General features: G+C 64.6%; 4 protein-coding genes. 3 read left to right on the top strand and 1 reads right to left on the bottom strand.

Features of this window, described 5'->3' with window-relative positions; translation table 11 throughout:
- From recF to EN914_RS27600, 3 genes are all read left to right on the top strand, one after another.
- Nucleotides 1-1,133 (top strand): DNA replication/repair protein RecF (gene recF / locus EN914_RS27610; RefSeq protein ID WP_206527249.1); only part of this gene is annotated, 1,133 nt, incomplete at its 5' end.
- Nucleotides 1,134-1,164: 31 nt separating this feature from the next.
- On the top strand, nucleotides 1,165-1,920 hold the full coding sequence (locus tag EN914_RS27605; protein WP_013527879.1) for a molybdopterin-synthase adenylyltransferase MoeB: 756 nt from the start codon (nucleotides 1,165-1,167) through the stop codon (nucleotides 1,918-1,920).
- A gap of 4 nt (nucleotides 1,921-1,924) precedes the next feature.
- Nucleotides 1,925-2,413, top strand: a complete 489-nt coding sequence (locus EN914_RS27600) for a GNAT family N-acetyltransferase (protein ID WP_127218679.1) — start codon at nucleotides 1,925-1,927, stop codon at nucleotides 2,411-2,413.
- Between the two features lie 47 nt (nucleotides 2,414-2,460).
- On the opposite strand, the gene EN914_RS27595 is transcribed toward EN914_RS27600, so the two are convergent.
- A complete protein-coding gene (locus tag EN914_RS27595) occupies nucleotides 2,461-3,462 on the bottom strand; it encodes a D-glycerate dehydrogenase (protein WP_013527881.1) in 1,002 nt (333 codons plus the stop codon).
- Nucleotides 3,463-3,850: the final 388 nt, after the last annotated feature.

Genomic DNA, 3,850 nt, shown 5'->3' with positions numbered 1-3,850 from the left:
ACCATATAAGTAAGCTAACACTTACTAATTTCCGCAACTATGCGGCGCTGACGATCGATCTGGCGCCAGGTGCCGTGGTTTTTTCCGGCGACAACGGCGCCGGCAAGACCAATCTCCTCGAAGCGATCTCCTTTTTGACACCGGGACGTGGCTTGCGCCGCGCGCCCTACGCCGATGTCGCGCGCGAGGGCGGCGACGGCGGCTTTGCGCTGCATGCCCGGCTCGACGGACCTGATGGCCAGGTCGAGATCGGAACAGGCATTTCCGGCGGTGACACCGCCGGCGAAGGCGGCAGGCGGGTACGCATCAACGGAGCTTCGGCGCGTTCGGCCGAGGACATGCTGGAATGGCTGCGCGTGGTTTGGCTGACGCCAGCCATGGACGCGTTATTCACCGGACCGGCCGCGGATCGCCGGCGCTTCCTCGACCGGCTGGTGCTGGCGATCGATCCCGGCCACGGGCAACGTGCGATCGACTACGAGAAGGCGATGCGCGGTCGTAACCGACTGCTTACCGAAAGCTCTCGGGACGACCGCTGGTTCGACGCTATCGAGACGCAGATGGCCGAAACCGGTGTGGCGATTGCCGCGGCGCGCGCCGAGATGGTGCGCCTGCTGGCCGCCATGATCGACAGGCTGCCCGACACGGGACCGTTTCCGCAGGCCGATATCGGCCTTTCAGGCGAGCTGGAAGCCGAGATTGCCGTGGCGCCGGCGGTCGATGTGGAGGAACGCTTCCGTCGGACGCTTGCCGAGGGCCGCGAGCGCGATCGCGCCGCCGGGCGCACGCTCGATGGCCCGCACCGTTCGGACCTGGTGGTTCGGCACCGCCCCAAGGCGATGCCGGCCGAGCTCTGCTCGACCGGCGAGCAGAAGGCGCTGCTGGTCGGCATCGTGCTGTCGCACGCGAGGCTGACCGGCGAAATGTCGGGCATGACGCCGATCCTGCTGCTCGACGAGATCGCTGCGCATCTCGACAGCGGGCGGCGCGCGGCGCTGTTTTCCATCCTGGAGGAACTGAACTGCCAGGCGTTCATGACAGGAACCGATGCTGCGCTGTTTTCCAGTCTCCAGGGCCGCGCGCAATTCCTGACCGTCGACCATGGGACGGTTGGGCCAACCGAAGACCCCTGACAAGGTTTTTCCGTGCCTGTATGATCAGGCAATGACCACTGCCGCCCTGACTGCAGACGAGATCGAACGCTATGCCCGCCACATCGTGCTGCCGGAAATCGGCGGCGCCGGACAGCAGAGGCTGAAGCAGGCCCGGGTGCTGGTCATCGGCGCCGGCGGGCTGGGCGCCCCGGTGCTTGAATATCTTGCCGCCGCCGGCGTCGGCACACTCGGCGTGGTCGATGACGACACCGTTTCGCTCTCCAACCTGCAGCGCCAGGTCATTCACGGCACCGACACTGTCGGCCTGCTGAAAACCGACAGCGCCAAGGCGGCAATCGCCCGCATCAATCCCAATACCACAGTCGAACCGCATACGTTCCGGCTGACCACGGACAATGCGCCTGCCCTCGTCGCCCGCTATGACATCGTCGTCGACGGTTCCGATAATTTCGAAACGCGCTACGCCGTGGCCGATGCCTGCGCGAGCGCTGGGAAACCGCTGGTGCATGCCGCAGTCGGACGCTTCGACGGCTCGGTCACGGTGCTGAAGCCCTTCGAAGACGGCAAGGACGGCAAGCCCAACCCAGGCTATCGTGACCTGTTTCCCGAAGCGCCACCGCCGGGCCTGGTGCCGTCCTGCGCCGAAGTCGGCGTGCTTGGCGCGCTGACCGGCGTCATCGGCACGCTGCAGGCCATGGAGGCGGTCAAGCTGATCACCGGCGTGGGCGAACCGCTGGTCGGCCGGCTGCTGCTTTATGATGGGCTGGCGGCGCGCTTCGACACCATCCGTTACAAGAGAAGCTGAATTCTTGGACCTGATCGAAGCAGTCTCCATCAGGCGGATCCCGACCGATTTCGATCGTTGGGACGATGTGCTCGCATTGATCATGCGTGCCTTCGCCTCGATGGACGACGTCATCGACCCGCCCTCCTCGGCCCACCTTTTGACCGCCGACACTCTGCGGGACAAGGCGCGGCGGGAGACCGGCTTCGTGGCGCTCAGGGGCGATCGGATCGTCGGCTGCGTCTTTGCCCTTGAAAAGGTGGCAGAGTTCTATGTCGGCAAGCTCGCCGTGGCGCCGGACTGCCAGGGACAAGGCATCGGCCGGCGGCTGATGCAGGCGGTCGAAGACCTTGCCCGCGGCCGCGGCAAGGCCGCCATCGAGCTTCAGACGCGGATCGAGTTGACCGCGAACCATGCGGCCTTTGCTCGCCTCGGCTTTCGCGAAACTGGACGGACGGCGCATGACGGCTATGCCAGGCCGACCTCGATCACCATGCGCAAAGCTCTCCCGTAAGTCTTATCTTACGGTTTGTGGGCCACGGATATTGCACCGCGACAGCGTCAGGTCCTGAGCGGCAGCACGCGGTCTGGTGGGCGGTGGCCGTCAACGAAGGCGCGGATGTTGATGATGACCTTTTCACCCATGTCGATACGGCCCTCGAGCGTCGCCGAGCCCATATGCGGCAGAAGCACGACCTTGTTCTTGGCCGCGAGCTTCAGCAGCTTGCCGTTCAAGGCCGGCTCGTGCTCGTAGACATCGAGGCCGGCGCCGGCGATCTTGCCGTCCTGGATCAGCTTGACCAGTGCTTCCTCGTCGATGATGTCGCCGCGCGCGGTGTTGACGACATAGGCGGTGGGCTGCAGCAGCGCCAGCCGCCGCGCCGAAAGCAGATGGAAGGTTGCCGGCGTCGAGGGACAGTTGACCGAGATGATATCCATGCGGGCCAGCATCTGGTCGAGGCTTTCCCAATAGGTCGCCTCCAGCCCGTCTTCCACGGCCGGCAGCACTCGGTGGCGGTTGTGATAGTGGATCGACAGTCCGAAGGCCTTGGCCCGCCTGGCTACGGCCGTGCCGATCCGCCCCATGCCGACAATGCCGAGCCGCTTGCCCCAGATGCGCCGGCCCAGCATCCAGGTCGGCGACCAGCCGGCCCATTTCTTGTCGCCGGTGAGCACATTGGCGCCTTCCGCGAGCCGCCGCGGCACCGCCAGCATCAGCGCCATCGTCATGTCGGCGGTGTCTTCGGTCAGGACATTCGGCGTGTTGGTGACGGTGATGCCCCTCTTGGCCGCAGCCGCGACATCGATCTTGTCGACGCCGTTGCCAAAATTGGCGATCAGCTTGAGGTTGTCGCCTGCCTGAGCGATCAGCGCCGCGTCGATATTGTCGGTAATGGTCGGCACCAGAACGTCGGCTTCCTTGACCGCCGCGACCAGTTCCGGCTGCGTCATCGGCCGGTCCTCGACATTCAGCCTTGCGTCGAACAGTTCGCGCATGCGGGTCTCGACCGGGTCGGGCAGCTTGCGCGTGATGACGACGAGAGGCCTTTTTTTGCCTGCCATTGTTTCCCTCTCGAGTATTTGCCGCAATACCGAACGCAAAACCGCTTCACAGGTTTGCTGGAATTGCTCTAACCCGATCTCGTTGAGACCTCTTTAACCAAGACCGGCGAAACTGAAAGCCGGTCGCGGTGCCGATTACCCATGTAACAAGCGGTGCCGCCGAAGACAAAGAAAAAGGGGCGCCGAGGCAAGCGCCGAAAGGAATGAAAGTGTCTGGTTTCGCGTCGCTTCGCCTGACCCTCAGTGCAGCATTTCTCGGCGCTCTGCTTTATTCTTCGCTTACGGCGGCACAGAGTGCGGCTGCACCTGCCCAGAGCGTCGTCACGCTCGGGCCGAGCGGCCTGCCGCTGCCGCGATTCGTCAGCCTGAAATCCGGCCGCGTCAACTC

The sequence above is a fragment of the Mesorhizobium sp. M7A.F.Ca.CA.001.08.2.1 genome (assembly GCF_003998455.1).
In the GTDB taxonomy this organism is placed as follows: Bacteria; Pseudomonadota; Alphaproteobacteria; order Rhizobiales; family Rhizobiaceae; genus Mesorhizobium; species Mesorhizobium ciceri.
The sequence above is the reverse complement of the archived record's forward strand: the minus strand, read 5'-3'. Positions and strand labels throughout refer to the sequence as shown.